At 46.6% G+C, this 26,726-nt stretch carries 24 protein-coding genes; 9 read left to right on the forward strand and 15 right to left on the reverse strand.

Annotation, left to right across the window (positions count from 1 at the left end):
* Positions 1–7: 7 nt before the first annotated feature.
* The 3 genes from AYW76_RS14230 to efp all read right to left on the reverse strand — a co-directional run bounded on the left by AYW76_RS14230 (position 8) and on the right by efp (position 3,937).
* Positions 8–2,281, reverse strand: coding sequence for an ATP-binding protein (locus AYW76_RS14230; protein WP_082866241.1), 2,274 nt, complete (start codon positions 2,279–2,281; stop codon positions 8–10).
* A gap of 20 nt (positions 2,282–2,301) precedes the next feature.
* Complete coding sequence (epmA, locus tag AYW76_RS14235) at positions 2,302–3,276, reverse strand: EF-P lysine aminoacylase EpmA (protein WP_067221500.1); 975 nt, start codon at positions 3,274–3,276, stop codon at positions 2,302–2,304.
* Positions 3,277–3,361: 85 nt separating this feature from the next.
* Positions 3,362–3,937 carry an elongation factor P gene (efp, locus tag AYW76_RS14240; protein WP_067032494.1) on the reverse strand — a complete coding sequence of 192 codons (576 nt, stop codon included), beginning with the start codon at positions 3,935–3,937 and terminating at the stop codon, positions 3,362–3,364.
* Between the two features lie 167 nt (positions 3,938–4,104).
* Here efp and epmB point away from each other — a divergent pair, with 167 nt between their 5' ends.
* The gene (epmB, locus tag AYW76_RS14245) at positions 4,105–5,121 is read left to right on the forward strand and encodes an EF-P beta-lysylation protein EpmB (protein ID WP_067221616.1); all 1,017 of its coding nucleotides are present in this window, start codon (positions 4,105–4,107) and stop codon (positions 5,119–5,121) included.
* 56 nt (positions 5,122–5,177) lie between these two features.
* Here epmB and AYW76_RS14250 read toward each other — a convergent pair whose 3' ends face one another.
* Positions 5,178–5,372: a hypothetical protein gene (locus AYW76_RS14250; RefSeq protein WP_067032498.1), complete on the reverse strand. Its 195-nt coding sequence runs from the start codon at positions 5,370–5,372 to the stop codon at positions 5,178–5,180.
* Positions 5,373–5,686: 314 nt separating this feature from the next.
* On the opposite strand from AYW76_RS14250, the gene AYW76_RS14255 reads away from it, so the two are divergent.
* The 4 genes from AYW76_RS14255 to AYW76_RS14270 are packed head-to-tail and all read left to right on the forward strand — an operon-like array spanning position 5,687 to position 9,588.
* Entirely contained in the window at positions 5,687–6,616 is a 930-nt protein-coding gene (locus AYW76_RS14255; RefSeq protein WP_067221503.1) for an ABC transporter substrate-binding protein, read from the forward strand.
* On the forward strand, positions 6,616–7,647 hold the full coding sequence (locus AYW76_RS14260; protein ID WP_067221505.1) for a FecCD family ABC transporter permease: 1,032 nt from the start codon (positions 6,616–6,618) through the stop codon (positions 7,645–7,647). The genes AYW76_RS14255 and AYW76_RS14260 overlap by 1 nt, the downstream gene beginning before the upstream one ends.
* Positions 7,648–7,657: 10 nt before the next feature.
* Positions 7,658–8,731 (forward strand): FecCD family ABC transporter permease, encoded by a 1,074-nt coding sequence (locus tag AYW76_RS14265; RefSeq protein ID WP_067221507.1) that lies wholly within the window; start codon positions 7,658–7,660, stop codon positions 8,729–8,731.
* Entirely contained in the window at positions 8,728–9,588 is an 861-nt protein-coding gene (locus AYW76_RS14270; protein ID WP_067221512.1) for an ABC transporter ATP-binding protein, read from the forward strand. Before AYW76_RS14265 ends, AYW76_RS14270 begins: the two co-directional genes overlap by 4 nt.
* Before the next feature lie 11 nt (positions 9,589–9,599).
* On the opposite strand, the gene AYW76_RS14275 is transcribed toward AYW76_RS14270, so the two are convergent.
* Positions 9,600–10,499 carry a LysR family transcriptional regulator gene (locus AYW76_RS14275; protein ID WP_067221515.1) on the reverse strand — a complete coding sequence of 300 codons (900 nt, stop codon included), beginning with the start codon at positions 10,497–10,499 and terminating at the stop codon, positions 9,600–9,602.
* A gap of 143 nt (positions 10,500–10,642) precedes the next feature.
* Between AYW76_RS14275 and AYW76_RS14280 the strand changes: the two genes are divergently transcribed.
* Positions 10,643–12,604, forward strand: a complete 1,962-nt coding sequence (locus tag AYW76_RS14280) for a TonB-dependent receptor domain-containing protein (protein WP_067221518.1) — start codon at positions 10,643–10,645, stop codon at positions 12,602–12,604.
* A 79-nt stretch (positions 12,605–12,683) separates the two neighbouring features.
* Here AYW76_RS14280 and glnE read toward each other — a convergent pair whose 3' ends face one another.
* Positions 12,684–15,602, reverse strand: a complete 2,919-nt coding sequence (gene glnE / locus AYW76_RS14285) for a bifunctional [glutamate--ammonia ligase]-adenylyl-L-tyrosine phosphorylase/[glutamate--ammonia-ligase] adenylyltransferase (RefSeq protein WP_067221521.1) — start codon at positions 15,600–15,602, stop codon at positions 12,684–12,686.
* Positions 15,603–15,640: 38 nt separating this feature from the next.
* Positions 15,641–16,588 carry a CYTH domain-containing protein gene (locus tag AYW76_RS14290; RefSeq protein ID WP_067221525.1) on the reverse strand — a complete coding sequence of 316 codons (948 nt, stop codon included), beginning with the start codon at positions 16,586–16,588 and terminating at the stop codon, positions 15,641–15,643.
* Between the two features lie 114 nt (positions 16,589–16,702).
* Here AYW76_RS14290 and argE point away from each other — a divergent pair, with 114 nt between their 5' ends.
* Together argE and argA are read left to right on the forward strand one after the other, a co-directional pair.
* On the forward strand, positions 16,703–17,884 hold the full coding sequence (argE, locus tag AYW76_RS14295; protein ID WP_067032525.1) for an acetylornithine deacetylase: 1,182 nt from the start codon (positions 16,703–16,705) through the stop codon (positions 17,882–17,884).
* The gene (gene argA, locus AYW76_RS14300; protein WP_407943021.1) at positions 17,877–19,187 is read left to right on the forward strand and encodes an amino-acid N-acetyltransferase; all 1,311 of its coding nucleotides are present in this window, start codon (positions 17,877–17,879) and stop codon (positions 19,185–19,187) included. The genes argE and argA overlap by 8 nt, the downstream gene beginning before the upstream one ends.
* Before the next feature lie 50 nt (positions 19,188–19,237).
* Here the strand turns inward: argA and AYW76_RS14305 are convergent, their stop codons facing one another.
* The 6 genes from AYW76_RS14305 to rpoE all read right to left on the reverse strand — a co-directional run bounded on the left by AYW76_RS14305 (position 19,238) and on the right by rpoE (position 23,921).
* Positions 19,238–19,660, reverse strand: a complete 423-nt coding sequence (locus AYW76_RS14305; RefSeq protein WP_067221532.1) for a chemotaxis protein CheW — start codon at positions 19,658–19,660, stop codon at positions 19,238–19,240.
* Between the two features lie 156 nt (positions 19,661–19,816).
* Complete coding sequence (locus AYW76_RS14310; RefSeq protein ID WP_067221536.1) at positions 19,817–21,211, reverse strand: DegQ family serine endoprotease; 1,395 nt, start codon at positions 21,209–21,211, stop codon at positions 19,817–19,819.
* Between the two features lie 65 nt (positions 21,212–21,276).
* Positions 21,277–21,744: a SoxR reducing system RseC family protein gene (locus tag AYW76_RS14315; RefSeq protein WP_067221541.1), complete on the reverse strand. Its 468-nt coding sequence runs from the start codon at positions 21,742–21,744 to the stop codon at positions 21,277–21,279.
* Complete coding sequence (locus AYW76_RS14320) at positions 21,737–22,684, reverse strand: MucB/RseB C-terminal domain-containing protein (RefSeq protein ID WP_067221545.1); 948 nt, start codon at positions 22,682–22,684, stop codon at positions 21,737–21,739. The genes AYW76_RS14315 and AYW76_RS14320 overlap by 8 nt, the downstream gene beginning before the upstream one ends.
* Positions 22,681–23,331 (reverse strand): sigma-E factor negative regulatory protein, encoded by a 651-nt coding sequence (locus AYW76_RS14325; protein WP_067221548.1) that lies wholly within the window; start codon positions 23,329–23,331, stop codon positions 22,681–22,683. The genes AYW76_RS14320 and AYW76_RS14325 overlap by 4 nt, the downstream gene beginning before the upstream one ends.
* Before the next feature lie 2 nt (positions 23,332–23,333).
* Positions 23,334–23,921: an RNA polymerase sigma factor RpoE gene (gene rpoE, locus AYW76_RS14330; RefSeq protein ID WP_197467833.1), complete on the reverse strand. Its 588-nt coding sequence runs from the start codon at positions 23,919–23,921 to the stop codon at positions 23,334–23,336.
* A gap of 222 nt (positions 23,922–24,143) precedes the next feature.
* On the opposite strand from rpoE, the gene nadB reads away from it, so the two are divergent.
* Positions 24,144–25,778, forward strand: coding sequence for an L-aspartate oxidase (gene nadB, locus AYW76_RS14335; RefSeq protein ID WP_067221551.1), 1,635 nt, complete (start codon positions 24,144–24,146; stop codon positions 25,776–25,778).
* Here nadB and AYW76_RS19125 read toward each other — a convergent pair.
* Positions 25,711–26,094: a hypothetical protein gene (locus tag AYW76_RS19125; protein ID WP_197467834.1), complete on the reverse strand. Its 384-nt coding sequence runs from the start codon at positions 26,092–26,094 to the stop codon at positions 25,711–25,713. The two genes, nadB and AYW76_RS19125, sit on opposite strands and share 68 nt — an antisense overlap.
* Positions 26,095–26,140: 46 nt before the next feature.
* Positions 26,141–26,425, reverse strand: a complete 285-nt coding sequence (locus AYW76_RS14340; protein ID WP_067095140.1) for an FAD assembly factor SdhE — start codon at positions 26,423–26,425, stop codon at positions 26,141–26,143.
* Positions 26,426–26,726 lie beyond the last annotated feature (301 nt).

The following is a 26,726-nucleotide window of genomic DNA, read 5'->3' on the forward strand; positions in this document are numbered from 1 at the left end:
CTTATTATTATTCTAGCTCGTAGGCGTTTAGAGTAACACAAAACTCAGCACCACCTTGAGGGTGATTTCGAGCCGTCAAGTCGCCATTCATCGAGTCCATAATCCTCTGGCTGATAGACAAACCAAGGCCAAGACCTGTACCACAGACCTTGGAAGTGTAAAACGGTTCGAATAGATGCTCTATGGCATTCTCACTCAACCCCGTACCACTATCACGTACATAAATATGTACTTTACTATAGAACGGTTGAACTCGGATAAAGATTCGTTTGTCACTCGTTTTTGCCTCTAAAATGGCATCACTGGCATTGGCTAATAAGTTCACTAGCACTTGCTCTAAGAACACCATATCAGCTAAAACGACGACCTGAATATTATCTGGCATGTCGACTTGAATATCGGCTTCTTTCAGACGTGGCTGCATGATCTTCATCGCCCCATTCAACGCGGTTTGCACATCTATTGGGGTATGCGCCACATTGCCTTTGCGGGCAAACACTTTAAACCGGGCAATGATGTCCCCCATATGATGGCCCAGCTGGCTAATATGCTGTAAATTGCCTTTCGCTTGGTCATACTTTTCGCGCTCAAGAAATTTCAATCCGTTGTCTGCAAACGAACGGATAGCCGTTAACGGCTGATTTAATTCGTGATTAAGCCCTGCGCTTAGCTGACCTAACACCGCTAATTTGGCCGTTTGTATTAGCTCTTGTTGGGTCGTTTTATGCTCTGCTATTTCATGACGTAGGCGTTGATTCGCTTCTTCAAGTTCCGATGTACGCTCTTTGACTCGAATTTCCAATGCACGCCGCGCGTCCGTAATTTCTTGTTCGTAGCGCTTGCGCTCAGTCATATCATGAAATGTCACCAAATGACTGCGACGATTCGGCAATTGCAGTTCACATAATGTTGCTTCAACGACTACATCTTGATCCGCGCCCTCTATATCGAACTTACCTTCAACCGTCGTCAGCCTTAATTCACTGTCTGTCGATGTGGTAGATAAAGCCGCCATCCAACGCTCGCGATCGACTTCAGAGACTTGAAACAAGTCAGACAAAGGCCGACCAATTAAGCTAGAAAGAGGTCGCGCAGCAAGCGTTTCGACCGCGGGGTTCAACGCTTCGATTCGATAACGGTCATCAAGCGTCACTAGGCCCGCTTGTGTATGTTGAATCACTTCTCGGATATACGCTTGATTATGACGAGCCATTTCAATCGCATCGGAGCGCTCTTTCAGCATTCGAGAGCGTAAATGTGCGAGCCCAAAAATAAGTACGGTAATCGTAATACCACCGGCAAAAATGGCTCGCCATAGCGCAATCTGCTCTTCAATAGATGTCAGAGGAACCAACACGGCCACTTGAAAATTCAGCAATTGTATCGGTCGACTCATGACCAAATATCGATGTCTCTCGACCAATTGATTGCCTAAATTGTCAGTAACTTTATCCAACATTTCGATAATATTGGCGTGTTCGCTATACTCTCGACGACTGACAATCGGCAATGTTTCAATGGCTTGATCGAAATAACGCTGAGATTCGGCAATCCGGATCAACTCCTCATGGGACAGCTCACCCATCACTTTATAAAGCCACTGGAAGCGTGATGAGCTAAAAACGACGCCATCTGGGTCTAGCATTAAAAAGTCATACGTTTGATTACTAAAACGCTTTTCAAATTGGGTCAGATCAACCTTCACGACCGCCACGCCAATGATGCTATCCCCTTCAAAAACAGGATAGGAAAAATAATAACCACGACGATTTGAGGTGGTGCCAAGTGCATAGTATCGTCCCGGCTTACCACCAATGGCGTCTTTAAAATAAGGGCGGAAAGCAAAGTTCCCACCGACAAAAGATGTACTTAGACGGTAATTAGAGGCCGCAATGGTGTCGCCGTTGGTATCAATAATATAGCTATCTGAGGCTTCGGTAATGCGGTTAATTTGCTCCAACTCGCGGTTAAGCTGGTTGATATCAGATGGCAGCCCGTCACGTAATGCTTTGCGAACTCGATCATTCGACGCTAATAGCGTCGGCATATGCTGATACTTCGCAATGACACTTTCCACCACGCTGGCTAACTGATCCAGCTGCTCTTGAGTATCGATGGCTAGATCTTGAGTTTGCTGCTGTTTGAGTGCATCGCCCCCCCGCCACAGCGTCAACAAGCAGATGATAAACACCGCCACATACAACCAAGCAAATCGCTTTGGATCTAAGCTCCTTTGAGGCGAAGATAACCAATCACTGAAGGTAGCAAATAATCGTGGCATTCAAAGCTCTCTGTTAGCGTTTAGGCGTGGGCACCGGCAAACGGTATGACCGCATCGATGTGTGTTTCTTTAAGCAATAACATTAGCAGACGATCAACACCTAAGGCGACACCAGCACAATCAGGCAGTCCTTTTTCCAACGCACGAATTAGACGTTCGTCGACTTGGCGCCACATTTTATGGTGTTCGGCTCTTTGCGCCATGTCTTCTTGTAAGCGCTGCTGTTGCTCTTTCGCATCTGTCAGCTCGAAGTATCCATTGGCCAGTTCCATACCACGCCAATACAACTCAAAACGTGCTGCGGTTCGCGCTCCGCTTGATTCAATTTGCTGTTTTGCCAAGGCTGCCTGTGAGGCAGGATACGAGTGAATAAAACAGGGTTGATTTTGCCCAATTTGAGGCTCTATCAGTGTCGTAAACAGCAATTCTAATAACGTATCACGATCCATTTCTTCAAGACCGTATTCTGTGTGTTGGTGACAACATTGCTGTAAATCTAACAACGATGCAGAAAAAGGGTCCAATCCTACATGGCGTAAAAATGCGTCTTGATAACTTAAACGTTCCGAGATAATCACATCATTCGTCAGTACGCTGAGTAAGTCGTCTATTTCGTTCATTAACTGCCAATGATCGAACCCCAAGCGGTACCACTCTAGCATAGTGAACTCAATGCTATGACGACGGCCGATCTCTTCAGCACGAAACACTTTACCTAATTGGTAAATACTCGGTGCACCACTCGCTAACAAACGCTTCATGGCGTATTCAGGAGAGGTTTGTAGGTAATAGGTAACGTGTTTGCCGAGTGTCTTTATTTGAGTAGATAAGACTTCGATATGCGGGTCACTGATGCTGCCTAACGACAAGCAAGGGGTGTCCACCTCTAATACTTCTCGCTCGTAAAAAAAGGCTCGAATCTTATGGAACACCTTTGCGCGATACTGCAGCGTAGTTAAATCCGCTGTGGGTTGCCAAATCTGTTTATTGTACATGCTGCTCAGTTCGCCTTGATTGCTCTATTTTAGCTACAAAAAAAGCCCTCAAACACGCAGCTTGAGGGCTTTTTAACAGAGCTAATTACTTACCTGTCGCGCGTGATACGTACTCACCAGTACGAGTATCAACACGTAATACTTCACCAATGTTGATAAACAATGGCACACGCACCATCGCGCCGGTCGAAAGAATAGCAGGCTTAGAACCACCGTTTGCGGTATCGCCTTTCAAACCCGGGTCAGTTTCTGTCACTTCAAGTTCAATGAAGTTTGGTGGCGTAACGGCCAACGGTGCACCGTTGTACAGCGTGACAACGTACGTTTCTTGCTCTTTTAGCCACTTAGACGTCTCGCCTACAGCGTTTGCATCGGCACCGTGCTGCTCAAACGAGCCATCCGTTAACATGAAGTGGTAGAACTCGCCATCTGTGTACAGATATTCCATATCCGTATCCATTACATCTGCAGCTTCTAATGATTCACCAGACTTAAACGTACGTTCCCATACACGACCAGACTTTAGGTTACGTAGTTTGATACGGTTAAACGCTTGGCCTTTACCAGGCTTTACGTGTTCGTTGTCCAATACTGCACAAGGGTCGCCATCGACCATTACTTTGTTACCGCTGCGCAATTCGCTGGTAGAATAACTCGCCATAAATCCTCACAATGTCATGATTTAGATAAAGGCTCTGTTCGAACAAGTCTTTGTTCAAGGAGTCAATCGCTCGATAATGTTGCGAGACTCGCTAGAGCCGTTGGCCAAACGGCCAAAGATTGGCCGCCATAATAACCCAATTTAACTTAATTTTGCAGATATTTGACGTGATCCCGATTCAAAATACTACGGCCCCTCATTGGTCGACTGAGCTGGCTCAAGCCATCAAATCCCCAGCGGAGCTTATGCCACTACTTGGTTTAAGTGAGCAAACACTGCCGCCTGCAACGCAAGCCATGACCTCTTTTAAAATGTTGGTACCACGACCTTTTGTTGCGCGTATGGAGTATGGCAACGTTAATGACCCGCTGCTCAGACAAGTTTTAGCCGATGACATTGAGATGCTACCCAGCGCAGGCTATAGCAAAGACCCGTTAGAAGAAGGCAATCACAATCCACAAAAAGCCATCGTACATAAATACGAGCGCCGTATTTTGGTGATTACCACAGGCACCTGTGCGGTCAACTGCCGCTACTGTTTTCGCCGTCATTTCCCTTATGGGGATAACCAATTGGCACAAAAAGAATGGGACAGTGTGATCGATTACCTCACGCAGCACCCAGAAGTAAACGAAGTAATCCTCAGTGGCGGTGATCCATTGATGCTCAAAGACAGTCAGTTAGGCCCGCACATTGAAAAGCTGAACGCTTTGCCACAACTTAAACGCCTACGCATTCATTCCCGCTTACCCATAGTGATCCCTAGCCGTATCAACCACGAACTGTTGGAGTGGATCAATAACAGCCGTCTAGACATTATCTTGGTACTGCACAGTAACCACGCCAATGAAATCGATCAAGCAGTAGCGGAAAAAGTAGCCTTACTGAAACAAGCAGGCGTCACCGTATTAAACCAAGGTGTCTTGTTAAAAGGGGTTAACGACTCGGTTGAAGCGCAGGTAGACCTAAGCGAACGTTTATTTTCAGCCGGAATTTTACCGTACTACATGTTCACCTTTGACCCCATTGAAGGGGGAGCGCACTTTGATCTATCGGTGTCATTCGCGCAACGACTCATGGGGCAAGTCGCAGAGAAATTACCAGGCTACTTGATGCCTAAATTGGCTAAAGAAATCCCCGGACAACCCGCAAAAACGGTATTGGCCCCAACTTTAAGCCGTTAAAAAGCAAAAAGCCGCTCACGGTAAACGTGAACGGCTTTTTAAACATCTATCAAATACTAAGCTTTGACGTTGATGTTTTGACCAAGGTTGCCAGTAGCAGGCGCACTAGACTGAATTTGCTTGGAAGACGACGCAGCACCATCAAGTAGTTGCAAAGCCTGACGCCCTTGCTCCTCTTGTTGCGTTTTCGCCATCGCCACACCCATCATTTCCATCGCGTACGACGTGCTGACATTAGTGACACTGTTCATAGTCAACCCTCTTTTTGGGTGGTATCCCTACCAAGTCTGGTATCTACAAGCAAAGCTCTCCGAGCTTTACTCACTCTACCTTTACGGCAAAGCATAAGAGTACTTTAACGCAAAATTACATAAACCGCTGAAAAAACGGTCAGTTTTACAAAAAATAACAAACAGGTTTTCTATTAGTTCCCGCAAATAGGTTGCAAAATTCGCAACACTTCATTGCCCTTATAACTAAGTAAATCCAGTGCAACTGCATATTAAAGACTAATAATAAACATTATCATTAATATTAGAGATTCATTTTTAACTAAGGAGATATTATGTCTATTATGCGCCCTCTTGTGTTGTGCTCAGCCATTTTAGGTTTGTCTGCCAACACTGCCTTTGCAGACGTTACCGTCGACACTAAATACGGCTCCGTCACCGTTAAAGACAACGTAAAACGTATCGTAACGCTGCATGAAGGTGCCTTAGACGTGATGTCTTCAATTGACGTCCCAGTGGCGGGCTCAGTCGCTACTCGAGGTAGCGACACAGTATCGGACTACTTAGCAGACAAGCAACCCGGTATTCAAATCGTTGGTACGGCACGTGAAACCAACCTAGAAGCGGTCATTAAAGAGCGCCCGGATGTCATTCTTGCATCAAACGCCCTATCAAAAGAGCAGTACGATATTTTATCAAAAATTGCTCCGACTATTGTGCCTGAGTGGAGTTTTAGCTCACCTGACGCATGGCGCAATGAAGCACGTCTGTTCGGCAAAGCCGTCGGTCACAGTGCTGATGTAGAGCGTGCCCTCAACGCGGTAGATAAGCGTGCGGCGACGCTTAAAAAACGTGTTGAGCAACAGGTTCCTGCCGACCAGCGTCAAGTGTTTGTGACACGCTGGATGCCCCAAGGCCCAATGATCATGTCTAAAGACTTATTCACGGGTAGCTTACTGAGATCAACTGGGTTTGAACCGCAAGACGGGGATCTTTTAAAAGAAGGCCGCCCACACTCCAGCATATTAAGTTTAGAAAATATCGCTGTGATCGATCAAGACTGGCTATTTATGGCAACCCTTAATCAAGATGGTAAAAAAGCGTACGATGCCGCGAAGCAGTCGGCCGCGTTTTCACGTTTAAACGTAGTACAGCAAGACCGCGTACAAACGGTGGATGGTCAAGTGTGGAGCAGCACATCTGGCCCGCTGGCAGCACAAGTGGTACTGGATGACATCGAACAGTTATTGGATAGCCATCAATAATGCCCTTCCTCGTTCAGTTTTTTCAAAGGGCGCCTTCGCAGCGCCCTTTATCAGTTTGCTTTACGCTCATTTGTCTTATATTGCTGACTTGCATACTACTGTCTCTTCTTATCGGGGCAGGCAGTGTCAATATCAGCCAATCATGGCAAGCGCTGATTGGGCAAGGCACTGAGGAAGCCACCTTTATCATCCGAGAGTTACGCTTCCCTAGGACATTAGTCGCCTTAGTCGTCGGCATGGCACTCGGTATTGCTGGGGCGTTAATGCAAGCGGTTGCTCGCAACCCTCTGGCGGAACCCGGTTTACTCGGCGTCAGTGCTGGTGCATCGTTTGCAGTAGCTATAGCGCTTTTATTGGGCGCAAGTGCGGCCACCCTTGCGGCAGGCGTTGCTCAAATTGGCGCACTCATCGGCTGTTTTTTTGTTATGGCTGCGGCTCGCCTTCAAGGTCAATTTAAAGATCCTGTGCGCCTTATTTTAGCGGGTGCGGCGCTGAGCTCATTATTAACGGCTTTAACGTCTATTTTACTAATGTATGACCAACGTGCTGCAGATGAAATTCGCTTCTGGGTAACAGGCAGTGTGGCTGGGCGCGCGCTCGATCATCTCATGGCGGTCATGCCCTACTTTGTCATCGCCGCCCTCTTAACTTTATATGTTGCTCGCCCATTGGCGTCCATGGCTTTGGGTGAAAAAGTCGCGCTTGGCTTAGGCCACAATCCACGAACAATACGTTACTTGGTTATGCTCAGCGTGGCACTCCTAGCAGGTTCAGCAACGGCGATCGCAGGACCTATTATGTTCGTAGGTTTAGTGGTTCCCTTCGCCGCGCGTGCGTTAGTCGGACCTGACATTCGTCGTACGATGATCATGTGTTTACCGATTGGCCCTTTGATGATCATTAGTGCGGACATTCTGACACGTATAATCGCGCAACCTACTGAAATGCCGCTGGGCGTTTTAACCGCGATAATCGGTGCGCCAGTATTGATGATGATTGTGCGCGCTAAGCGTCTTCCCACCTTGGCCTAGGAGTCACTTTTTGTCTGTTTTTGATTCGACTTCTCGTTCTTACGTACCTGCTCCAACGGGTCATTGGCTAGTCGCCATTGCCGGCTACAGTGTCTTAATAGACAAACGAGCGATACAGCGCAACGCTCTTCTCTCTGTGGCATTACTCGCCATCAGTGTACTCAGTTTGGGTATGGGTACCTTATCCCTCGCACCTTACGATGTATTGCTCGCGTTATTAGGCAAAGGTGACAGCATGACGCAATTTGTGATCAACGAATTGCGTCTGAATCGTTTGTTAGCTGGTATTTTTACCGGCGCTGCATTTAGCGTAGCGGGCTGTTTAATGCAAACGGTGGCACGTAATCGACTGGCGACACCGGGCATTATTGGCATCGATAATGCTGCTATGGCCTTTGCTGTTGCTTCCGTAGTGGGTGTTGGAGTCAGCTTTGCTCCATCAGCCATGGCGCTTACTGGTGCAGCTACGGCAACGGCTTTGGCCTTTATGATCGGCGGCGGTAGCGGTACCCGCGGCTATCGATTTATTGTTGCGGGTTTAGCCATTGGCTCTGTGTCAGCCGCAGTGTCGCAGTTGCTATTAACTCAAGTGCATATTGATGTCGCGAACGAAGCCTATCCATGGACGGTAGGCAGTTTATCTGGTCGTCCTGAAGAACAAATTCCTGTTATGGGCTTAATTACGCTCATCGGCGTGCTATCTGGTCTAGTACTTTGCTATCGATTTCAACTGATGGCGTTCTCAGACTCAGTCATCACAGCCTTAGGGCATACACCAAATCGATTACGTTTTGCGGCGGTCGTCATTGCCATAGTGCTAACTGGCTTCGCTGTTGCTCTTGCAGGTCCAGTGGGTTTGGTTGCTCTGGTTGGACCAGAAATGGCACGCGCCTTTGCTCGGCATAAAGGGCTACCACTACTGTCGAGTGCTATTTGTGGCGCTATTGTGATGGTGTTAGCCGATTTAGCAGGACGTACTCTATTTAGCCCCATTGAAATTCCTGTTGGTGTGATCACCGCTATCGTTGGTGGCCCATTCTTACTCTGGATCTTAATTCGCAAACCTAAGCGGAGCACCCTATGAGCGAGCTTTCTCAAGCGCCATTAGGCACAGAAACTATCACGTTAAAACATGCCGATCATACGATCATTAAAGACTTAAGTGTGACCTTCCCAAAAGGGAAAGTCACCGCCATTGTCGGGCCCAATGGCTGTGGTAAATCGACTCTACTGAATGGTTTGTCTCGTGTACACCGTCCATCATCGGGGCACATCATTCTTGAAAGCAAAGACATCCATACAATGCCAGCTAAGGAAGTCGCAAAAAAATTGGCTCTGCTACCACAGGAAACATCGGCGCCTGATGGTATTACCGTTCGAGAGTTGATTCGTTTTGGTCGTCACCCTCATCAAAGTTTTTTGAAACAATGGGGCATGGATGATCGCACGGCGATTGAATTTGCCTTGAAAGCCGCCAATCTAGAAGACTTAGGAGAGCGACTGTTAGACACGCTTTCGGGCGGTCAACGTCAGCGAGCATGGATTGCGATGTCCGTGGCTCAAGAAACGCCGCTGCTGTTACTGGATGAACCAACCTCTGCTCTAGATTTAGGTCATCAAATCGAAGTGTTTGAATTAATTCGAGCACTGTCCTCACAAGGTAAAACCATTGTGATGGTGGTACATGATCTGGCTATGGCAGCCCGTTATTCAGACTATTTAATTGCGATGAAGTCCGGTGAAATCATCGCTCAAGGCACACCAAAAGAAGTGATTCAGCCAAGCATTCTCGAAGAACTTTATGGCATTCAGTGCGACTTACTCGATGACCCGAGTACTGGCACCCCGATCTTAATCAATGTTCGTCGGAGTGGCGCACCGGTCACAGCTAAAACATCAGCAGCGTCAAAAAAAGCCAAGTGCGACATGGCATTTTCATAACTTTTTGAAGCTTAGTCGTGATTAAGGTAGGCCTTTTTAAGTTGTTGTAATAATACTTGGCACCGTTTGGGCAGGTGGCCATAAGAATATAATAAGTATAATGGGATACTTGGTGCTTGCCATGAGGGCAGCACTTTTACCATATCGCCAGGGTGATACTTGGCTCTAGCCGCCACCACCTCGTCTGGAATAACACCAATACCATGGCCATTTACAATGCCATCAATTTGAAAGCTTAATAGATCCGTACTCAAACGTGAGCAAGGCATGGAAACGTCATGGTAGCCTATCTCAGGATGATAAAGAGACAAGCTGCTTTCGTTTGGATAAAAGCTGTGTAGATTGACCCAATTATGGGTCTCTAATTCTTCAACATTTGTTGGCTCACCTTGTTTTTCGATGTAGTCTTTACTGGCATACAAACTGCAGCTCATTTCACCTAATAGTTCGGTTTTAAACGGCGTTTCTCTAAGACCTCCCATCCAAATCGCTACATCTGTTTCCGCCTTAAGTTCATCAATTCGAGAAATGGTATACATGTCTACATTAATGTCTGGATATTGAGCTAGATAACGGAATAACTGACCGTTCACCCAAGAGCGCCCTAACCCAGAAAACAATGCAAAGGTTAGCTTTCCCGACACACTTTCCTTGAGTTCATCGACGGTTCGATGTGCTCTTCCTACGGTTTCTAAAATGCTCTTTGCAAATGGCAAAAACGCTTTGCCAGCATCATTAATAATCATACGATTTGCTTGGCGACGCATCAGAGGTTGCCGCATCACATTTTCTAAATGTGAGATACGTCGACTTAAGGTTGACTTTGAAACCTCTAATTCTTTCGCGCTGGTGCTTAAACTGCCTGACTCCACAACAGATACAAAGCTTTTCAAATCATTTAAATCGTACACAGACCCTCTCTCTTACATTGTCACCGTTGTAAAATATGCAACGCATCATCTCAAGACAATCCTACACAAATATTAGAGAATACAAATGATAAAGATTACTATTTAAATTTGCATTATTTGTACATATTTGAAGGATTAAGTTCATGCGTTCGTTTTCATTCTCGCTTATTGCTGCAAGCATCGCTTTTGCCCACTCTGTTCACGCTGAAACGATCAACCTAGATGAGCTGGTTGTCAGTGCCTCAGGCTATGAGCAAAGCACACAGGACGCTGCAGCATCGATCACCGTTATTAACGCTGAAGACATTCAGAAAAAAAGCTATCGCGATGTCACCGATGCCCTTACAGCGGTGCCAGGCGTCTTCGTCACAGGCGGTGGATCTTCATCAGACATTACAATGCGTGGATTGGAAGGCAAATATACTCTTATCATGGTCGACGGTAAGCGCCAAGGTAGTCGCGAAACACGCCCGAACTCTGATGGTCCTGGCATTGAACAAGGTTGGTTACCGCCGATTTCTGCCATCGAACGTATCGAGGTTATTCGTGGCCCTATGTCATCACTTTATGGCTCTGATGCATTAGGCGGTGTCATCAATATCATTACCAAGAAAGTCCAAGACGACTGGCATGGTGAGATGAGCTTAGGCACTGTTATTCAAGAAGACAGCGACTCAGGCAACAGCCTTCAAAGTGACTTTTATGTAGCCGGCCCTCTTGTAAAAGATAAGCTTGGTTTGGAGCTTTTCGGTCAAATCTCTGAACGAGATGAAGACAACTTTGTCGATGGCTACAATGAACAGTCAATGGAAAATCTAACCAGTAAAGTAACCTGGAAAATCAATAATCAGCAGTCTATTAAATTTGAAGCAGGTACAGAAACTCAAGACCGTAACAGCACACCGGGTAAATCGGTTAGCCTACTCGACCGCACAGGTAACCCAGCAACCGTCAGTAATACCGAATATCAGCGCGACCATTTCTCTTTAACAAATGAGTTAAAAACCGAGAATGGACAACATACAACGTATCTTAGCTACGAAGACAACGATAACACGTCTCGTGAAATGCAGTATGAGTCGACCGTACTGAACCATCAAAGCCACTTATTCTTCGACAACCATACCTTAACTATCGGTGGTCAGTTTGAAAACCAACAACTCAGCGACTCTGGCAACCAGCTAGATGCAGATGTGGACAATCTTGATCGCTGGCAAGGAGCAGTCTTCGCAGAAGATGAGTACTACCTGACGGACTCTTTCTCATTAACCACAGGGCTTCGCTATAACGAAGATGAAAACTACGGCAGCGCCATTACACCTCGTATTTACGGTGTCTGGCAAACTACCGAAAACATAACTCTTAAAGGCGGTATTAGTGCAGGTTATCGCTCGCCAGACCTACGCCAAGCCACAGACGGCTGGGGACAAATTACAGGGCGCGGTAATGGTATTCTGCTTGGTAACTCAGCGCTTGAAGCAGAAAAAAGTGTCAGTCACGAAATTGGTATAGCTTGGACTGACCACCGCGGCACTCAGGCTGAACTGACGGCGTTCTACACTAAATTTGATGATAAAATCACTGAAGATCGCATTTGTGATAGTGGCGATTTAAGTGTGCTTGATTGCTCGTATCGAGGTGAAGATTGGAGCTTTGTAAGTACTCGATACAATGTCGACGAAGTCGTTACTCAAGGGGTTGAAGCCTCTTTCACCATGCCCATCACAACCACCCTTGCATGGGATATCGGCTACACATTTACCGACTCAGAACAAAAGTCGGGAGCATTCAAAGGTAAGCCTCTAAACCGTATTCCAAAGCACCGAGTACACTCTAACCTATCTTGGGATGCGACAGAGAAGCTGAATATTTGGGGGGAAGCAAACTACACTGGGGAAACGACCGAAGGACTAGGCCGTACCAGCATGCAGGCTGAAATTCCAGACTACACACTCGTTGATACAGGCTTAAGCTACAAAGCAACGGATGACGTAACGTTCTACGCGGGTATTTACAACCTGTTCGATAAAACCATTGATCAAGAGACTTACGAAAAAACTCTGGATGGCCGCCGCTATCAAGCGAAAGTGAATGTTGCTTTCTGATTGAGGCCGTATAACGAATAATAGTTAGTGATCACTAAAATCCCCGCCTGATGTCAGGTGGGGGTTTTTAGTGTTTTATTTACTGGCACGGCTGCTCTAAAAAATCATCCCAGTACTGGGAAATTAGAGCTTGGTTTTCTTCTAAGGTGTCTACCGGCACTAAACGCCCTTGCTTTTGCAGGGCTTGTCGATGTACCGTCGCACGATAAAAGGTATAGGCGTCCTTCATTTTTGCGACAACGTCCGCCGCTAATAAACCATTTTCGGCCGCCGCTTCAAGTTGGCGAATATTGTCTGAGAACTCTATTAAGTTAGGGTACTTATACGACCAAGCCAGCACCATATACTGAACCATAAACTCAATATCAATAATACCACCCGCCCCTTGCTTAAGGTCGAAGCCTTTGTCACGACCACTGGTATCAAGATGCGAACGCATTTTTTCACGCATTTTGATGACTTCTTCTTTCAGCTCAGGGCGATTACGCTTTCGGCTCAGAACCGCTGCTCGGGTTTCATCAAACTGCTGAGCCAATTGAGCATCACCCGCTAACACACGTGAACGACATAGCGCTTGGTGCTCCCATGACCACGCCTCGTTCTGCTGATAATCTTGAAAAGACTCTAAGCTGGCCACCAATAAGCCTGAATTACCTGATGGGCGTAAACGCATATCCACTTCGTACAAGCGTCCAGCCGAAGTGAAACTGGTGAGCAAATGAATGATACGTTGACCGAGACGTGTATAAAACACCAAGTTATCTACACTACGTTCGCCGTTGGTACTGCTTTTTATCTGGGCATTGTGAATAAACACCAAGTCCAGATCCGAGTCGTAACCAAGCTCAATACCCCCCGACTTTCCGTACCCGACAATCACTAACTCAGGTGTCATTACAGGCTCACCATTTTGCATGGGATAGCCATGACGCTGTGTTAAATAATGCCAAGACTGCTGCAATACTTGCTCTAACAATACTTCCGCCAGCCAAGTTAAGTGATCACTTACTTTCATAAGTGGCAATATCCCGGTGATGTCACAGGCGGCAATACGCATGATTATCGAGCGACGGAAACGACGCATGGCGTCCATGTGTGCTTCTTCATCTTCTTCTGGTAGTCGAACTAAGATCTGTCGTAGCTCTTGCGCCATACCCGACTTAGAGGGTGGCGAAAACAGTGTGTTAGCGTCTAATAACTCATCTAACAATGCGGGGGAGTTTGAGATCGCCTCAGAAAACCAAACACTTTCACGACACAACCCCATCAAATGTACGATGGCACTTTGATTTTCCGACAGCAAAACAAGGTAAGAGGTTCGGCGAGTCACCGCTTCCATGATGGGAATGATGCGCTGTAGTACCACATCGGGAAAGGCTTCCTCTTCCAAGCAGGTCATCAACGCCGCTAAAAAGACAGCTAATCGCTCCTGCCCAATCGGCTGCATGTAAGCCACGGCACGTGACCCCAAGAACTGAGCTAGCACTTGAACAACGGCTTCTGCATCTTGCCATGCAATTGCATCGATCGCTTCTTCGATCAATGTTTGCTCATGCGGTTGTTTCAAAATCACCCGCCATGCTTCTTGCGTCAACTCGTCACTGGAGTTTTCTTCACCATCATCAATCAGATTTTGAAAGCATTCGTGTACTTTGTGTCGATGTTGCCAAAGCGTATCCAACAACGCTTGCCAGCTTGGCTCGCCAACTTGATACGCTAACCGAGTGCGCGCCAGATCCTCTTCTGGTAACAACTGAGTCTGCTCATCCGCTGCGCCCTGAAGAGCATGCTCAACACGACGTAGATAACGGTACGCAGATAACAAGCTATTTACCTGATCATCTGGTAGATAGCCATCTTGACCTAATACTGGAAGCGCCTTAAACAAGGCAGGCTTTTGTAGGCTTTGATCTCGGCCACCGTGCAGTATTTGCAATGCTTGCACGATAAACTCCACTTCACGAATGCCCCCTTCGCCAAGTTTAATATTGTGTTCAATACCTTTTCGGCGCACTTCTTTGGCAATCATGGATTTCAAATCACGCAACGCACCAATGGCACCAAAATCAAGATACTTGCGATACACAAAAGGACGGCGAATCGATTCAAACTCGCGCACGTCTTGCGCATCACCCGCCATTACACGCGCTTTGATCATTGCATAACGTTCCCAATCACGGCCTTGATCTTGGTAGTAGTTTTCCAAAGAATCCATGCTCATGACCAATGCACCAGATTGACCAAACGGACGTAAGCGCATATCAACGCGGAAGACAAAACCCTCCGCATTCACTTGATCCAAATGTTGAATCAGTTTCTGACCGATTTTGGTGAAGTATTCTTGATGTGATATGGCCTTCTTCCCGCCTTGGGTTTCGCCGTGTTCTCGGAACGCAAACACCAAATCGATATCAGAAGATAGATTGAGTTCATAACCACCGAGTTTACCCATACCAATGACGATCAGTTTTTGTGCCACGCCAGCACTGTCGAGCGCTTGGCCGTATAAGTTTTGGTACTGACGCATGGACCATTGTTGGCTAACATTCACCGCCACGTCAGCCAACTTACTTAAATGGGCCGTCAGGGTTTGCAAGTCTACTGTTTGCTGAATATCGCTTGTAATCAGGCGCGTCATCCACCAATGGCGATAACGACGTAGTTGTTGCATCAGCATGGCTTCATCCCAATCGGGCAACAGCACCTCTTCGCTAACGGCTTGCCCCCAGGCTTTTTCCCCGGCATAGAGTTGTTCAACCGTTGGCGGCGCTAATGTTTGAGCCGGCTCTAGCAAACTTTCCAGCCAGTGAGGAAAACGGGTCAGCTGTTTATGCACGTATTCGCTCAACAGCCAAATTCGCTCAGCTTGACTCAATACACCATTAGGCACCTCCAGCCCCATGCGACGTGCAATTGCATCGCTAATGGCTTGGTTTTTGATGTCTAATTGTTCTTGGGTAAAGAGCGCATGTACTTGGGATATCGGTGTCAGCGTCAAGTTATCATCCTTATTTTTATTCACGCGACGGGCATGATTTAGTCAAGCTGCTTGTTCAGCCACTGCCCCGTCTCTAGCATTATTATTCCCGTTTCTAGCGTGCCTGCCAATCCCGACAACAAAGACTCGTCATTGGCTTTAAAAAAGGTATCGTATCGTTGATCTAGCGATTCCAACTGCTCGGAAATTTGTGCAGGAACACATTGTTTTAATTGTTGTAAGGCCGTTCGAATGGGTTGCAGCAAGGCTTCGTCTTTTAGATAGAACATAGCTTCCCAATACACTAACCATGTTTCGTACCAGTACTCTGCAAAGCTCATCATCGATGCTTGCGCATTCGGTTTTTTCGGAAACTCTATCCGACGGTGTTTCAAGCGCGAGCCTTTTTGGGCTTTAGACACGATACTGACTTGAACTGGAATATCTGTGGCGATGTATTTTGCGAAACTATACAAAGCGGTCTCAGGGCCAGATTTAAGCTCTAACTCCAACTCACAAATGCTGTCTCGGCCAAACGTTGAGGACACTTCACCTTCATCGCAAACCGCCTCAATGACGGCGTCTTCAAAATGGATTAACCAGACATGACGTTTAAAATCGGTACGGAAGACTTCTATTAAATCCCGTGACCATGCCATATCTTGTAAAGCATCGGACAACGGTACCTCTTTCAATAGCGTTAAATCTAACGCGTCAGAAGGTAAAGACCATTCCCACTCACCTCGGGCATGCATACCGATACGACTACTGCCGCGTGTTTTGACTGTTTGAATATAGGCTTGATTCACAGCACGGATACGCAAAGCAATGCCGTTTTCCAATAACAAACCATCTGCAGTATCGTAATAGCCATTCATTAAATCGAGCGTCGCTTGGCGGGCACTGCTTGAACTGACGTTTTTTTCACAAAATTCATCGAGAAAATCGCATGCAGACTTGAGATACTCGGGGTGAACCATTAACTTTAGTTCAAGCTCGGTAGCCATATTTCGTAACCTCATAACTTCCGGATTTGCCGGAAACAACTGTGCAAAGAAGCAAGTTTACCAGAAGCGAACGTGTGTAAGATAAATTTCACTGTACGCAACAGGAGTCTCTTAATGACCTCACTTCCCTCATTACTGAGCATGATGTCACAACTGATCGCCACGCCCTCTATCAGTTGTAGCCAAGCAAGTTGGGATCAGTCAAATAAAGGTGTCATTTTATTATTGGAGGACTGGCTGTCAGGACTGGGGTTCCAATGTGAAATCATGCCATTGCCAGGACAACCAGACAAAGTGAACCTGATCGCTACGATCGGTCAAGGGGCTGGCGGATTAGTGCTGTCTGGGCATACGGACACCGTCCCGTACGATGAAGACCGCTGGCAGAGTGATCCATTTAAGCTGAATGAACGCGATAACAAGCTTTACGGCCTAGGCACCTGCGATATGAAAGGTTTTTTTGCCATCGTGATTGATACCATCAAAGACATGGATTTAAGCAAACTTGAACAACCTTTGATCATTCTCGCGACAGCGGATGAAGAAAGCTCCATGGACGGTGCTCGTGCCTTGGTCAGCGAAGGCCGCCCTAAAGCGCGCTATGCGCTGATTGGCGAACCCACGTCATTGACGCCTATTCACGCTCATAAAGGCATCATGATGGAGAAAATTCGTATCACTGGCCAAGCGGGGCACTCTTCAAACCCGGCGCTGGGTAGCAATGCATTGGATGCCATGCACGCCGTTATGTCAGAACTGATGATCTACCGAAACGGCTTAAAACAAACCTACCGCGATGCCAACTTTGTGATTGATTATCCAACCATGAACTTTGGTTGCATTCATGGCGGCGATAATCCCAACCGTATTTGTGGGCGCTGTGAATTAGAATTCGATATTCGCGCTTTACCGGGGATGGATAATCAGTCTTTGTATCAAGAAATCGCCGCTTTACTGCCTCGCATTCAGCAAAATACGGGGACTCAAATCGAGTTGCACCACCTGTTTCCAGATGTGCCATCGTTTTCAACTCAGAAAGAGTCCGATATTATTAAAGCGTGTGAGCGACTCACACAAAAAGATGCCGCTACAGTAGCCTTTGCAACAGAAGGACCGTTTTTGAACCAATTAGGTATGGAAACATTAATACTAGGCCCAGGATCCATCGACCAAGCCCACCAGCCAAACGAGTTTATGGCGCTCGACCAAATCGCGCCCATGCAACACGTCATCAAAGGATTAGTGGAACGCTATTGTTTAACCCCGAGTACAGAAAATGAGGCATCGCGTGTCTGACGAGCTCAATTACGTAGACTGGTTTCGCCACTCTTCACCCTACATCAATGCACACCGCGGTAAAACGCTGGTGATTTTAATTCCTGGTGAAGCGTTTGAAAGCCCTAACTTCTCCAACATTATCCATGATCTAGCCCTGCTGGATTCTTTGGGCATTCGACTGGTGCTCGTGCAGGGTGCACGACCACAAATTGACCGAGCGCTGGGTAACCGACGGTTGTCGTCTCGTATTGAAGACGGCTATCGAGTCACGCCGCAAGACCAGCTCATCGATGTCATTCAAGCGTCTTCAGCGGTGCGTGTGCAGCTTGAAGCACAGTTGTCGATGGGACTATCGAATACACCGATGGCCAACGCTGGCTTGCGTGTTTGCAGCGGCAACTACGTTGTGGCACGACCGTTAGGTGTGGTTGATGGTATTGACTACGGCCACTCGGGGGAAGTGCGCCGCATTGACCGTGACGCTATCTTCCGACTTCTAGAAGATGACAACATGGTGCTTTTGCCACATTTAGGGTTTTCACCCACAGGCGAAGTATTCAACCTCAAAGCAGAAGACGTCGCGACCCAAGCAGCGATTCAACTGAAAGCCGACAAACTCATCATCTTTACCGAAGATGAGGGTATTTTTGACCAAAAAGACGAGTTGTTTTCTGAGTTATTGGCGCATCAAGCGGACACGATTTTGGCGCAAGGTAGTCTTTCGCCAGAAACACGTAATGCTCTAGAAGCCTGCCTGATGGCCGTACGGGCACAAGTTCCACGCTCGCACATCATCTCATTCAATGAAAACGGTGGCCTACTAAGTGAGCTATTCACACGTGAAGGCTCTGGCACCATGATTGATGAAGACAGCTATGAACGACTGCGCTTAGCGACCATTGAAGATGTGGGCGGCATGATGCAATTGCTAACACCACTGGAAGACAAAGGCATTTTGGTCCGCCGTTCCCGTGAGCTACTAGAGAATGAGATCGAGCGCTTTATTGTGATTGAACGCGATGGCGCGATTGTCGCGTGCGCCGCACTCTATCCGTTTGAACAAGAGCGTGCGGGAGAACTAGCTTGCGTAGCCGTCTCTCCAGAGTACCGAGGCTCCAACCGAGGTGAACGCTTACTTAAAGGCATCGAAGCCGAAGCGAAGAAACAAAACTTGGACACCATCTTTCTACTGACAACACGGACCGCACATTGGTTTATCGAGCGAGGCTTTAAGGAAACCAGCTTAGAATCTCTGCCTGCGAAAAAACAGGCACTGTATAATTATCAGCGTAACTCTAAGATTTTCGCGAAAAAGCTTTAGTTTTAATCACACAGACCAGCGGTATCGATATCGCTGGTCTATTGCTAACGTTAATTCAGCGTCGAACAATAATCTGAAAAATCGACCATAATGTACAGCTCGCCTTCTTCCAGCATAGTTCCCTGTATACACTGATGAGAGCGATACACCATACTCTCGACTTCTAGCGAGTCAGGGAGATCCATGACTCTTTCAACGCTTTCTACGCGCACGCCGAAGTAACCTGTCGGCAAATCAAGCACAACAATATGACCTTCTTGATCGCATTGGTTAGGGTTAATATCTAATAAGTGCGAACCGTATAATACCGTCACCATATTGCCGCGAACCTCGATCATCCCCTCAACGCCTGGACTACTGCCTAGTGCAGGTGCTGGAGATTGGTAGCTAAGAACTTCTTTTATACAATGAAGCGGATGAATATAACGCTCTTCTCCCAAGCGAAAGCAGATCCCCTTTTCAACAGTCTCCACGACCCCTCCAGATGTAATGTGAACATGAGACAGACTCAATTAAACGCAAAACAATGCGTAAAAATACTTACACGACTAACCTTTACATTCAAGTTTTATGCAAAAAAAAGCCCGCTATTGTTACCAATAGCGGGCTTTTAGGTTCTGAATAATTCGTTATTCCACTATTTTAAACGGAATAAACATTGGGTAACCATCACGGATAACACGCATCGGTACGGAACGGTTCGCCGGAATAGTCTGGGCAATACGATTAAACTCGGCCACACCTTCGATGGTCTCGCCATTAAGCATTGTAATCACATCACCTTGCTGGAGGCCATTACGTGCTGCAGCGCCACCTAGGACTTGCTGAACCATAACACCGGCATCGACATCCATGTTTTCAGGCACTTCAGTGACGGTCATGCCCAAGCGATTCTCATCGGCTTTCTGTTGTGCAATTTGAGCGTTATCAGGGCGTTTAGCCAGACCTATCGTAATCGTTTGCTCTTTACCATCACGGAATACTTGCGCTTTGGCATCGGTTCCAACTTTCAGCTCGCCAACCAAATAAGGTAATTCAGAAGAGTGTTCAATGGTCTTACCATTGAATGCCATAATGATATCGCCTGCTTTCAAGCCTGCTTCTTCCGCTGGCGAATCCGGCATTACACGACTGACTAACGCACCATGTGGTCGATCTAGATTAAACGATTCAGCAAGATCACGGTTCACATCTTGTATCAACACGCCTAGCCAAGCTCGTGAAACTTTACCGTCCGACTTAAGCTGTTCAACTACAGACATGGCAACATTTGATGGAATCGCAAACGACACCCCCATAAAGCCACCGGAGCGCGTGTAAATTTGTGAGTTAATACCCACTACTTCGCCATCCAAGTTAAAGAGTGGACCACCTGAGTTACCTGGGTTAATCGCAACGTCTGTTTGAATGAAAGGCACGTAGTTATCACTAGGTAAATTACGCCCAATGGCACTCACAATCCCTGCCGTGACGGTGTAATCAAAGCCAAAAGGAGAGCCGATGGCTAACACCCATTGCCCTGCTTTCAGGTCATCTGAATCACCCATATCTACAATCGGCAAGTCATCGTCCGCTTCAATCTTAAGCAACGCTAAATCAGTACGGACATCGGTACCCACTAATGTCGCTTCGTATTCGCGACGGTCATTTAACCGTACATGAATCACATCCGCGCCATCAATGACGTGATTATTGGTCAATACATAACCGTCATGGGAGATGATAAAACCTGAACCAAGTGAGCTACGTTGTTGCTGACGCGGCTGTTGCGGTTGTTGCTGCTGTTGACCAAAGGGTTGTTGGCCAAAGAAGTGACGGAAAAACTCGTTCAGCTCACGCGCATCAGGGCTTAACTGACGCTTGTCAGAAGAAGGCGCTTGCTCGGTACTGATGTTCACCACTGCTGGAGAAGCATCTTCTACCAGCTCTGTAAAATCAGGAAGGTTCGCTGCATTTGCCAGTGAAGAGAGCAGCATCAATAAGCTGATGCTGACCCAGCTCACACGTTTTAGCAATCTGTTCATGTATTGGTCTCCTCAGACGTACCAAAGTTAGTATGTTGCTATAGTGTCAGGTGAAGAGGGATTTTTCAGGCTTTTTGAACCACCGGAATGATCTGGGCCTGATTTGTATTGATTCTCAGAACTCGCGGATAGTAATCTGGATTCTTAGTTTCTTGAGACGACTTCCATTTCGCCGCCAACAAACCACCAGCAAATCCACTTATCGCTCCGACAACCGAAACAAGCGTTTGTTCCGTAACCAGTGAAGGTAATGATGCGCCAAGCACTAATCCAAGTAGAGGTACGGCATACATCCACAAAGAGGCCTGCAACAATGTATCTTCTGGGATACCAACCACCACGCTTTGCCCGGTTTTTAGATCATCCGTAGCAATAGCTTTCATCAACATACGGTTGCTGTTAGAGACTTTTGCAATCGTATGATGACCACACCCATGACGCGCACGACAACTGGTACAACTACTGGTGCGAATGGTTTCCACTTCTGCAATGCCATCTTCAATAGACAACACCGTACCATTTTCTTCAATCATTATTTGAACCCGGCATCATTACTGTCATAAGACGTTGGATAGTCTGCGCAGGCACTTCACCAACAAGGGTTAAAAGAAACATTTGATCACCCACTTTAATACTTTTTTCGCCCGCAATGGTCGCACCTAGATTCATTAGGGTCTGCGGACGCTTTTTATCGGTGCGTTCGACAAAGACTGACACCGTACTCATACCATCGGACAGCAACAACATGTTGGTGGTGTCATTCATACGACGTGCATCCTTCCAGACAAGATCAAACCCATCGGGCAACCAGTCAAAGTGCCAATGGCGGGGCACAACCTCAGGCTCAATTTCTACAAATTTTTGGGTGTAGGAGTCATCACTGGGGGTGAAGTCTTTTTCTTTCAAGTCAGGCGAGAACTCAACTGAAGTAAACTGAATTCGCTCGAGCAGTTTGTTATCTGAACTTAAGACATCATGCTTCAGTAAAAAGCCATTCTCTTTATCTACCCAAAACTCATGCCCGTAGCGAAATTCATCCTTTGGAATCAACGTCAATTTCACCGCATTGCGCGACGCAATACGCTGACTTTTATGCACCACTTCAATATCATAAGCTTGGGTTAAGCGGTCTTTATCCAGCTTTTGAAAGCGTCGAAACGGCTCGGCTGGTAAAAATCCAGCGACGTAATCTTCTTTATCAGGAAAAACACAAATAACACTGTCATCGACTCGAATGACCGTAATACGCTGACCGTCTAAATCCTCTAAACTTTCGTACTCTACGCCTCCAATTAAGCCCCGGCGAATACGCATAGAGTTCATCATGCCAGCTTCTTGATGGACAAACACACCATCGTAGGCAACAGAATCAAACGACTCCGTCATGCGGGCCAGCCAATCCACACCGGACTGGGCAGCCCAAAGAGTGCTGCTTGTCAGCACCAAAAGTGAAAGGACTAACCCACGAATCATTGCGTGTTGCCTTGCGGATAACCCACGACTCTCGCCATCGGTATCATGCCTTGACCTACTGTCATCGAGGCTTGCTGAGCATGTTGACGTAAGTAGTTCTGCAGGCGCTCATTGTTTTGCAGCGCCTCTTCAGCGCTGAGCGCATTAAACGATTCAGTAGGCATTTGCTGCACAGAGGGTGCCGCAGCAAACACTGGTGTTTGAGCCGTATTGTCACCTTGCAATAAAATATTACCACCTAGGACAACAGCAAACGCTACGCTTGCGGCGACCGCCAGCCCCGAAAATACCGAACGTTTCGACAGGCTTGATCCTGACGTCATGTTGGGCAATGTTACTTGTTCAAGTTTTTCAGGCTTTGATAAAGCTTGGCCTTGCGTTGGAAATGCCACTACATTTGTGTCTTGCTTCCCTTCGTCTAATTTACGATGCATTTGATCTAAGAAGGATCCCCCATCGTCAATCAATAACGCTTGCTCAGGCTGCATCGCTTGATGAATTCGGTGATAACGATCCACTTGGCTTGCTAGCTCTTGCCTATCTTTCGCTAACAAGACATCAATATCAGCATGTGTGGCTTCACCATCTAAAAATGCCGATAAACTATCATCATTGCCCGAGCCGTGTTTGTCATAGAATTTTGACATAACTACTCTCCTCCCCCAAAAATGGGACGAATACGTTTTTCCACAGCTTCACGGGCGCGAAAAATACGCGATCTAACAGTACCTACAGGACAATCCATGACCTGAGCAATATCTTCGTAACTCAAACCATCAAACTCACGTAAGGTTAATGCCCCTCGTAACTCCTCCGGTAGATCTTTGATCGCACTTTGAATCTCTGATTCTAAACGGTCACGGTTCAAGTTTGCATCTGGCGTACCACCGTCGGAAAGCTCCCTATAGTTTGCATGGACGTCTTCGTTATCCAATTCGACATCACTAGAAGGGGGCCGACGAGAGCGGCTAACAAGGTAATTTTTTGCTGTATTCACCGCGATACGATAGAGCCAAGTGTAAAACGCACTTTCCCCTCGGAAGCTATCAATTGCCCGATACGCTTTGATAAAACTATCTTGAGCCACATCCAGCACTTCATGCTTGTCCTGAATATAACGGGATATCAAAGCGGCCACTTTGTGCTGATATTTCAATACCAACAAGTCAAATGCACGCTTATCTCCGTTCTGAACTCGCTTAACTAACGCCTCATCACTGGACGTTTCGTGCTGCATAGGCACCTCATAATTCATTAACATACTGTGCCCACCAAGTTGTTGCATATATGGACAACGTGCGGTTTGGAGAGTTCCATGAAAAGATATTTTGTACCTTTAAGAAGCATTGTATTCTATTTATTTCACCTGATGTACGATTTGAGTGTCGCACTGGGGTATTCATTGGGACCCCAAAGAAGTGTAATATTAGTTTCGTTTAACACTATTTAGAACAACAACATGAGCAAACATCTTCACCACGACATTGTTATCATCGGCGCAGGCGCAGCCGGTCTAACCCTTGCACTTGAGCTTGCTAACGAGCATAAAGTCGCAATTTTGACGAAAGGCGACATCTCAGAAGGCTCTACGTTGTACGCTCAAGGTGGTGTTGCGGCGGTCATGTCTGACAAAGATACCGTGGATTCCCATGTTCAGGATACCATTAATGCTGGGGCGGAATTGGGGAACGAAGACGCTATTCGCTTCACGGTAGAGAACTCCAAACCAAGCATCGACTGGCTAATTGACCAAGGTGTGCCCTTTACTCGAAATGGCGAAAGTGATGATTATCACTTAACTAAAGAAGGCGGTCACAGTCATAGACGTATTATCCACGCTGCGGATGCAACCGGTTTAGCGATATCACAAACACTGGTCAAAAATGCATTGGCTCATCCAAACATTCATTTTTATCCAGATCGCGTTGCGATCGACCTGGTTACGACTCAGAAGCTTGGACTAAGTGAACAAAATCGAGTGATCGGTCTGTATGCGCTGAACCAAAAAACAGACACAGTAGAAGTGTTTCATGCTCACCGTGTTGCCCTCGCGACAGGTGGCAGCAGTAAAGTATATTTATACACCAGTAACCCGGATACGGCTTCTGGTGACGGGATCGCCATGGCGTGGCGTGCTGGTTGTCGTGTTGGCAATATGGAATTCAACCAATTCCACCCGACTTGCCTGTATGACGCCAAGGCAAAAACGTTCTTAATCTCTGAAGCCGTGCGTGGCGAAGGAGGCCGTTTGTTGCTTCCCGATGGCACTCGCTTCATGTTTAATTTCGATGAGCGCGGTGAACTCGCACCGCGCGACATCGTTGCGCGCGCCATTGACCATGAAATGAAACGCTTAGGCGTTAAGCACGTATTGCTGGATATCTCCCACAAGGACCCTGAGTTCATTAAGGAACATTTCCCAACCATCTATAAGCGCTGCCTAAACTATGGTCACGACATGACCAAAGGCCCCATCCCTGTTGTTCCTGCAGCGCATTACACCTGCGGTGGTGTGGTAGTAGACCAACATGGCACAACAGATGTCACCGATTTATACGCGATTGGAGAAGCGTCCTATACTGGCTTGCATGGCGCTAACCGTCTTGCCAGCAATTCGTTACTTGAATGCATTGTTTACGCACGCTCTGCAGCACAAAAAATGCTGGCGGATAACGAGCCTCGCGCAGATTATCAAATACCTGATTGGGACTCCTCAAAGGTCACCGACTCCGATGAAGACGTCGTGATCACCCATAACTGGCATGAGCTGCGTCGTTTCATGTGGGATTACGTCGGAATTGTGCGCACCAATAAACGTTTATTGCGAGCTAAACACCGAGTCGACTTGCTGCTTTCCGAGATCGAAGAATTCTACTCCAATTACCGCGTTTCGGCCGACTTACTTGAGTTACGAAACCTTGCCGTTGTTGCAGATTTGATTATTCAGTCAGCTATGGCCCGCAAAGAAAGCCGTGGTCTGCACTTTACCTTGGACTATCCAGACAAGCACGAAAACAGTACCCCGACTATTTTAAAACCGAGGATTCGCTCTTCTGAGCTGGAAAACCCATCAGCTTGTCCACACATAGCCTAGAACGTAAATAACGGTAATCCGCTGTCGTCATTTGGTCTTTATAAACCAAACGATAGCGGTTAATCATAGTGATGAGCTTTTCAGAAAAAGTGTTTTTCTGCGCCATCGGAATTTTAACAACCATCCAATGTTGCGTCAGATAGTGTAACTGACAGTATTCAGAAACCTGCTTTTGAGTCCACTCCACTCGGTCTTCATAACATTCGACGATGACCTCAGGTTGACGCATTTGTCGTACAAATATAGCCGCTAAGACTAACCAGCAGAGGCATTGAGCCGCTGCTGACCATTGCAACAAAATTACTAAAGCAGTCACAGCTATAAACCATAGCAATGAGATTACTTTAGCAAGCCTAGAAGGCTTAAGCGCGATAGTTTTCTGGCTGTACACGAGTCACAATCACATGGACTATACGAGCTAAGTCTGGATCTTCAGGTACTTCCTTCTGCATGAACCAAGGAAAAATTTCTTGATCTTCACATTCGATAAGCTTGTAAAAACGCTGCTTATCCTCTTCTTCTAGTGATAAAAACACATCCTCTAAGAAAGGCTCAAATAATACATCTAGCTCCAACATTCCACGGCGGCATTGCCATTTTAAACGCTTAAAGCCTGGTGAATCCTTCGATTCAATTTGATCAGTCATGAAAGGTCTCCCCAATATAGAGGCGCCATTATAGCCCCTCCCTTAGTCTGGGCAAACCAGCCGACATAGCAAAGTAATGCATTCTTGATATGAATCTTTAGATTTTGCTTATTTAGACGGCAAAATCTGCACAGTCAAAAGAGTATTATTTTGACTACATTTTTATACATATAGCCACTAAAGAAACAAAAAAGTACCACTATCCATTATTAATGTACTAGTGAGTCAATTAAGACTTGTCCTATTCTTACCTTACTTGATCAACAATCGATCAAGCCTTTTAGGTGCGACAATAAAAAGA

The organism is Marinomonas gallaica, from assembly GCF_001639745.1.
Taxonomy (GTDB): Bacteria; Pseudomonadota; Gammaproteobacteria; order Pseudomonadales; family Marinomonadaceae; genus Marinomonas; species Marinomonas gallaica.

Excerpts from the sequence above, each read along its gene's own strand:
- AYW76_RS14320 (WP_067221545.1), bottom strand. The coding sequence starts at position 22,684 with ATGATTCGTGGGTTAGTCCTTTCACTTTTGGTGCTGACAAGCAGCACT.
- efp (WP_067032494.1), bottom strand. The coding sequence starts at position 3,937 with ATGGCGAGTTATTCTACCAGCGAATTGCGCAGCGGTAACAAAGTAATG.
- AYW76_RS14270 (WP_067221512.1), top strand. The coding sequence starts at position 8,728 with ATGAGCGAGCTTTCTCAAGCGCCATTAGGCACAGAAACTATCACGTTA.
- AYW76_RS14230 (WP_082866241.1), bottom strand. The coding sequence starts at position 2,281 with ATGCCACGATTATTTGCTACCTTCAGTGATTGGTTATCTTCGCCTCAA.
- argE (WP_067032525.1), top strand. The coding sequence starts at position 16,703 with ATGACCTCACTTCCCTCATTACTGAGCATGATGTCACAACTGATCGCC.
- epmA (WP_067221500.1), bottom strand. The coding sequence starts at position 3,276 with ATGTACAATAAACAGATTTGGCAACCCACAGCGGATTTAACTACGCTG.
- AYW76_RS14290 (WP_067221525.1), bottom strand. The coding sequence starts at position 16,588 with ATGGCTACCGAGCTTGAACTAAAGTTAATGGTTCACCCCGAGTATCTC.
- AYW76_RS14315 (WP_067221541.1), bottom strand. The coding sequence starts at position 21,744 with ATGATTGAAGAAAATGGTACGGTGTTGTCTATTGAAGATGGCATTGCA.
- nadB (WP_067221551.1), top strand. The coding sequence starts at position 24,144 with ATGAGCAAACATCTTCACCACGACATTGTTATCATCGGCGCAGGCGCA.
- AYW76_RS14250 (WP_067032498.1), bottom strand. The coding sequence starts at position 5,372 with ATGAACAGTGTCACTAATGTCAGCACGTCGTACGCGATGGAAATGATG.
- AYW76_RS14260 (WP_067221505.1), top strand. The coding sequence starts at position 6,616 with ATGCCCTTCCTCGTTCAGTTTTTTCAAAGGGCGCCTTCGCAGCGCCCT.
- AYW76_RS14310 (WP_067221536.1), bottom strand. The coding sequence starts at position 21,211 with ATGAACAGATTGCTAAAACGTGTGAGCTGGGTCAGCATCAGCTTATTG.
- AYW76_RS14255 (WP_067221503.1), top strand. The coding sequence starts at position 5,687 with ATGTCTATTATGCGCCCTCTTGTGTTGTGCTCAGCCATTTTAGGTTTG.
- AYW76_RS14325 (WP_067221548.1), bottom strand. The coding sequence starts at position 23,331 with ATGTCAAAATTCTATGACAAACACGGCTCGGGCAATGATGATAGTTTA.
- AYW76_RS14340 (WP_067095140.1), bottom strand. The coding sequence starts at position 26,425 with ATGACTGATCAAATTGAATCGAAGGATTCACCAGGCTTTAAGCGTTTA.
- rpoE (WP_197467833.1), bottom strand. The coding sequence starts at position 23,921 with ATGCAGCACGAAACGTCCAGTGATGAGGCGTTAGTTAAGCGAGTTCAG.
- AYW76_RS14280 (WP_067221518.1), top strand. The coding sequence starts at position 10,643 with ATGCGTTCGTTTTCATTCTCGCTTATTGCTGCAAGCATCGCTTTTGCC.